5 protein-coding genes are annotated in these 6,467 nt (G+C 36.1%); 1 reads left to right on the forward strand and 4 read right to left on the reverse strand.

Translation table 11 applies throughout. The features are described 5' to 3' along the window. Positions 1 to 89: 89 nt before the first annotated feature. The 3 genes from ACFO7M_RS06605 to ACFO7M_RS06615 form a co-directional block, all read right to left on the reverse strand. Positions 90 to 1,316 carry a Glu/Leu/Phe/Val dehydrogenase dimerization domain-containing protein gene (locus tag ACFO7M_RS06605; RefSeq protein WP_379734715.1) on the reverse strand — a complete coding sequence of 409 codons (1,227 nt, stop codon included), beginning with the start codon at positions 1,314 to 1,316 and terminating at the stop codon, positions 90 to 92. 104 nt (positions 1,317 to 1,420) lie between these two features. Next, positions 1,421 to 1,996: a chalcone isomerase family protein gene (locus tag ACFO7M_RS06610; protein ID WP_379711754.1), complete on the reverse strand. Its 576-nt coding sequence runs from the start codon at positions 1,994 to 1,996 to the stop codon at positions 1,421 to 1,423. 72 nt (positions 1,997 to 2,068) lie between these two features. Next, the gene (locus tag ACFO7M_RS06615) at positions 2,069 to 3,139 is read right to left on the reverse strand and encodes an anhydro-N-acetylmuramic acid kinase (RefSeq protein WP_379734717.1); all 1,071 of its coding nucleotides are present in this window, start codon (positions 3,137 to 3,139) and stop codon (positions 2,069 to 2,071) included. A gap of 91 nt (positions 3,140 to 3,230) precedes the next feature. Here ACFO7M_RS06615 and ACFO7M_RS06620 point away from each other — a divergent pair, with 91 nt between their 5' ends. Then, on the forward strand, positions 3,231 to 4,370 hold the full coding sequence (locus tag ACFO7M_RS06620; protein WP_379711748.1) for an acyl-CoA dehydrogenase: 1,140 nt from the start codon (positions 3,231 to 3,233) through the stop codon (positions 4,368 to 4,370). A 66-nt stretch (positions 4,371 to 4,436) separates the two neighbouring features. On the opposite strand, the gene ACFO7M_RS06625 is transcribed toward ACFO7M_RS06620, so the two are convergent. Then, positions 4,437 to 6,467: hypothetical protein (locus ACFO7M_RS06625; RefSeq protein ID WP_379734719.1), on the reverse strand; the 2,031-nt coding region annotated here is incomplete at its 5' end.

Below are 6,467 nucleotides of genomic sequence, written 5' to 3' on the forward strand. Positions count from 1 at the left end.
TCAATTATTATACCAAAAAATATTCGTTTAACCGCCTATTAACCTATCAATAAAAAACCACAGCTTTAAACTGTGGTTTTCTTTTATTATTATACCAATTGTTTCAAGGCTATTTCAAATGCTCTTGCACTGATGTTCTTTTTATCAGTTCCCGCGGCATGCGTTTTTTCGATTGCTTTTTTGATGATATCTGATGTATCATTAAAGATAGCCTCATCTGTCATTTGTACTTTCTTCTCCATGAAGTAAGCAAACACTCGTGCCATACCACAATTTGAAATAAAGTCAGGAATTAAACTCACTTTACTATCTACATCTTCCATAATCGGACCGAAGAAAATTTCTTTATCCGCGAAAGGAACGTTAGCTCCACAAGAAATCACTTCCAATCCAGAAGCTATCATATTATCTACTTGTTCTTTGGTAACCAAACGTGAAGCTGCACAAGGAGCGAATACCTCTGCACCAATAGACCATATTTTAGCATTGATTTCCTCAAAAGGAATCATAGAATTAGCCACTAATTTATTTCCGTCTTTGTTTAGGAATAAGTTTCTGATTTCTTCAAAAGAGAATCCATTTTCATTAATCACACCACCATCTCTATCAATGATACCAACAACTTTGGCTCCCATTTCAGCTAAATAAAAAGCAGCTGCAGAACCTACATTCCCAAAACCTTGAACGATAGCTTTTTTACCAACAACCGATCCACCGTAAATATCATAAAAATGACGTACAGCCTGAGCAACACCATAACCGGTAATCATATCGGCTACTGTATATTTTCTGGCAATATCCGGTGAGAAAGTGGTATTTTCAATCACTTTCACTACACCTTGACGTAATTGCCCGATACGGTTGATTTTATCCGCCTCAGTTGGTTTAAAATGTCCGTTAAAAACACCCTCTTGTGGATGCCAAACACCACATTCTTCTGTCATTGGAATTACTTCGTGAATTTCATCAACGTTCAAATCACCTCCAGTCCCGTAGTAACTTTTTAACAAAGGAGAAACCGCTTTGTACCAACGTTGCAAAACACCTTGCTTTCTTGGATCGGCAGGATCAAAATTGATTCCTGATTTTGCACCACCGATAGCTGGTCCAGAAACCGAAAATTTAACTTCCATCGTTTTTGCCAAAGACAAAACCTCGTTCATATCCAAACCTTTACGCATACGAGTTCCTCCTCCAGCTGCTCCGCCTCTTAATGAGTTGATAACTGTCCATCCTTCTGCATCCGTTTCTGGATCTTTCCAATGGAATACTACTTCTGGTTCTTTATTTTCGAATTTCTTTAAAAGCTCTTTCATGGTTTTAGTGTTGTGTATTTTTAAAAGTTGGGCAAATTTAAAAAAAATAACTTCCTTAAAAATAGCTTTAAGGAAGTTATTCAGTTTATTTTATGTAAAAATTGTTATTTTTTACCTAACAACTCTTCTTTTAAATCTTTATCAGCTGGGCTTTCAGCCAACCAGATACCGAATAATGCTTTTTTGAAGTCCAATCCAGGGATTTTACCTTTTAATTGGTCATTTTTATAAACAAAAACAGCATCTTCTAACGTATTGTAAGCCAATACAAAAACATCTTTTTCAACAATTTTATCCGCTAACATTGACTTTAACATGTCAATTTTAGGTTGCATTGCAGCCAAATTGGTTCCACAAGATTTTTCAAAACCATTTTCCATGTTTTTAGTCAATTTGTGAGAAGTAACCAATTTAGAAGTAATTTGAATTCGAATTGCCATATCTGCATCACTTTCTAAAATATATGCTGCATCTTGAGACAATTGAGAAAGATATAACGCTTGAACATAAACATCAATCCATGCTTTTGATCTTGTTCCGTAACCGTTAAGTTGTAGAGATTTCTTTTGAACTTCGATAGTTCTTGGGATTGTTACACCATCTTGTTCAAATTGTGTTTGTGCTTGTGATACGAAGCTAGACATTACCACTAATAATGTCATTAAAATTTTTCTTTTCATTGTTGTATTTTTAGGGTGTGCAAAAGTACTTCTTTTATTAAACATCTGAAAGCTAATCGTTAAAAATTAGTTTCATTTGTTATCAAAAACCGTGCCTGAACAATGATCCGACTTAGCTCCAGTTACACTTGAGAGCACATTTACCTCATTTCTAAGCCTTAAGACTCCTAATAATGCAAAAATTAATGCTTCTTTAAATTCAATTATTTTTCTGTTAGGTATTTGAATTTGCATTTCCGGAAGATGAAATTGCATTCTTTCAATTAAAAAATCATTGTAAACACCGCCACCAGTGACCAATAGTCTTCCTTTTTTGTACGAAAATGCATCCCTAATTTGTACTGCGATATGTTCTGTAAATGTTCTCAATTTATCTTCTACAGTGATTGGATACTTTTCGATTATCGGAAAAATTATAGTTTTTACAAATTCGAAACCGAGTGATTTTGGATATGATTTTTGGTAGAATTCCAATTGATTCAATTCGGCCAATAACTCCTCTGAAACGGTTCCATTACGTGAAACTTCACCTTTATTGTCATAGGCGAAACCTAGTTGATTCGCATAAAAATTCAAAACTGTATTCACCGGGGAAATATCAAAAGCCAAACGTTTTCCATTTTGTTCAAAAGAAACATTAGAGAAACCTCCTAAATTAAGACAATAGTCATATTCCGAGAATAAAATTCGATCACCAATAGGAACTAAAGGCGCTCCCTGACCACCTAATTTCACATCCAGAACCCTGAAGTCACAAATAACTTTTTCTTTAACTATAGTCGCAATATTGGGCAAATTTCCAATTTGAAGTGTGAATCCGTTTTGTGGCTGATGTAAAATAGTATGACCGTGGCTGCATACGGCATCTAGATCTTTGAGATGGTGTTTGGCAATAAAATTACGTATTATTTCACCTAGAATTTCAGTATATTTTTGATTCAGATTGTCCAGTTCATTTTTAGGATAATCAACCGCTTCTTTGAGTTGTTTTATCAGTTGTTCTTCATAAGCAACAGTTTCACTTTCTTGAATTTCAAAACTCCATTTTCCATCTTCTATAGTAAATCGAACATGACTTAAATCGACGCCGTCAAGCGAAGTGCCCGACATTACTCCTACAACGTTGTACTTCTGTTTTAACATGGGTTAAAATTAATCATTCTACTTGAAAAATTGGTATAATTGTCTATCTTTGGGAACTTTAAAAATTCATTAAACAAAATTACAAAATAAGATGAACTTTACTTTAAGCGAAGAACAATTGATGATTCAACAAGCAGCGAAAGATTTCGCTCAAAGTGAATTGTTACCTGGAGTTATTGAAAGAGACGAACATTCTATTTTCCCAACTGAGCAAGTTAAAAAAATGGCTGAATTAGGATTTTTGGGAATGATGGTTGATCCGAAATATGGTGGTGCAGGTTTAGACAGCGTTTCTTACGTATTAGCGATGGAGGAAATAGCGAAGATTGATGCTTCTGCTGCAGTTATCATGTCTGTAAACAACTCTTTGGTTTGTGCAGGTTTAGAGAAATATGGTACAGAAGAGCAAAAAATAAAATATTTAACTCCGTTAGCAAAAGGTGAAGTTATTGGAGCGTTTTGTTTATCTGAACCTGAAGCTGGTTCTGATGCAACTTCGCAAAGAACTACAGCAATTGACATGGGCGACCATTATTTATTAAATGGTACTAAAAACTGGATTACTAATGGTGGAACTGCTTCTACCTATCTTGTAATTGCACAAACTGATGCTTCAAAAGGACACAAAGGAATTAATGTGCTTATTGTTGAAAAAGGGATGCCAGGTTTTGAAGTTGGTCCAAAAGAAAAGAAAATGGGTATCCGTGGTTCTGATACACACACATTATTATTTAATGATGTAAAAGTTCCAAAAGAAAATAGAATTGGTGAAGATGGTTTTGGGTTTGCTTTCGCAATGTCAACTTTAAATGGAGGTAGAATTGGAATTGCTTCTCAAGCATTAGGAATTGCACAAGGTTCTTACGAATTGGCTTTAAAATATGCTCAAGAACGCGTTGCTTTTGGTAAACCAATTTTCCAACACCAGGCAATTGCATTCAAATTAGCAGATATGCATGTAAAAACTACCGCTGCTCGTTTGTTAGTACATAAGGCTGCCGCGGAAAAAGATCAAGGTTTAGATATTGCTCATTCTGGAGCTATGGCTAAATTGTATGCTTCTGAGGTTGCTTTAGAAGTAGCTAATGATGCTGTTCAAATTCATGGTGGTAACGGGTATGTTGCTGAATATCATGTTGAAAGAATGATGAGGGATTCTAAAATTACTCAGATTTACGAAGGAACTTCTGAAATTCAACGTATTGTAATTTCAAGAGGTTTAGTAAAGTAAACTATATCAGATATCAAAACAAAAGTCCTCCCGTTTGGGAGGACTTTCTTTTTTAAATGAAACTATTTATTTTTGGGAGATCACTTTTTTAATACTTACTCCTCTATTGGTAATCAATTTCACAAAGAACAATTGTCCATCACCTCTATTGAATGAAGGTCGGATTGAAATTTCTTTGTTAGGATAAGCATCTGTATCACTTTCTGTCATCAATAGTGAACCTTTCGTATCAAATATCTGAATTTTCACATCCGAAGTATAATCGAAATCGTATTTAATATTCAAGATATCTTTGAAAGGAATTGGATAAGCAGTAAATACCGGTTCATCTACAATAGGACTAACCACGCTAGTTGTAAGAGTTAAAGAACTTGTATTTAGTCTTACTTTAATTCTACAACCATCATATCCTCTATTGATAGCATCAACTGCACCATTAATATCAGAATGTGTTAAACTTCCAATGTTTTCACCACCTAATGCTTTATTGGCCAAAATAAACAGATTTGCAACTGTTGCGCCGCCTGCATAATTCGCATTTAAGTAGTTAATTACAGTATTTGATATAGCAAACTCTGTGTATGTTCTAGGATCCGGAATTTCACTTCCACACGCTACATCAGCTGTAGCGAATTTTTTCTCTAAAACAACGTCACCTAAACCTGAATCTAATGATAAGTTAAAGAACATCGTCATAGTTTGACTCAACAAATTGTTATTAATACGTCCTTTATTTGAGCCTGAAGCTCTTAATGGATCATCATCAGACCAAGTAGAATACTGATCATAGGTAGCAAATCCAACTAATGCTCTTGGATTACCTCCACCTGGAAGCATTATAAACACATTATTTTGCGTTGGGTCTGAATTACCATACACATCAGAAGCTTTCAACGTAAAGTAATTACCTGTTCCGGTACTACCAAAATCAAATGCACCACCAGCTTGATTAATTGCGTTAATCATGATTTGATGATCATAAGTTGGTTGTCCATCAGGCGTACAAGCAGAACCATTTAATTCTCCATAATAACCTTGAGTATAGGTACAATGTACTTCGCTACATTCTGGCACTTTAAAAGTAACCGTACACGATTCAGTATCACAATTATCACTAACCTCATATGTTATTGTAACTGATTGACCTGGTTTAGGCAATGTATAAGAAGATAAATCCGTTGCAATTGGGCTACAACCACCTGTGAAACCGAAAGTAGCAATCCATGCATCAAATTCAATTTTCGGATCTTGACTACATGTTAAATCAACATTCGGAGGACATGTAATAGTAAGCTCTTCTGCGGCATTTAGAATAAAGCTGGCACTTACGCTGTCTCGGCTACAGTTATCAGCAATGCGATAGGTAACATTTACTGTTCCACCATCACACAATCTTGGAGCCACTCTAGGATCGCCACTAAATTCAGCTACTGCACCACAACCATCGTTTAAAGTTTGGAATTGAGCTAACCACGCAGCAAATGCAGCATCTACATCCGCTTGATTGGTATAATCACATTGACTACTGGTTGAATTACCTGGGCCAGTAACATCAAAGTCGGCTTCATCATTCAAGGTAAAGCTGGCACTAACGCTATCTCGGCTACAGTTATCAGCAATGCTATAGGTAACATTTACCACTCCGCCATCACACAATCTTGGAGCCACTCTAGGATCGCCACTGAATTGTGCTACAGCACTACAACCATCATTTAAAGTTTGGAATTGAGCTAACCACGCAGCAAATGCAGCATCTACAGCAGCTTGATCTGCATAGTCACATTGACTAGTAGATGAATTACCTGGACCAGCAACATCAACGTCGGCTTCACCATTCAAAGTAAAGCTGGCACTAACGCTGTCTCGGCTACAGTTATCAGCAATGCTATAGGTAACATTTACTACTCCGCCATCACATAATCTTGGAGCCACTCTAGGATCTCCGCTGAATTGTGCTACAGCATTACAACCATCATTTAAAGTTTGGAATTGAGCTAACCACGCAGCAAATGCAGCATCTACAGCGGCTTGATCTGCATAGTCACATTGACTAGTAGATGAATTACCTGGACCAGCAACATCAACGTCGGCTTCACC

The organism is Flavobacterium sp. GCM10023249 (assembly GCF_042653365.1).
Lineage (GTDB): Bacteria > Bacteroidota > Bacteroidia > Flavobacteriales > Flavobacteriaceae > Flavobacterium.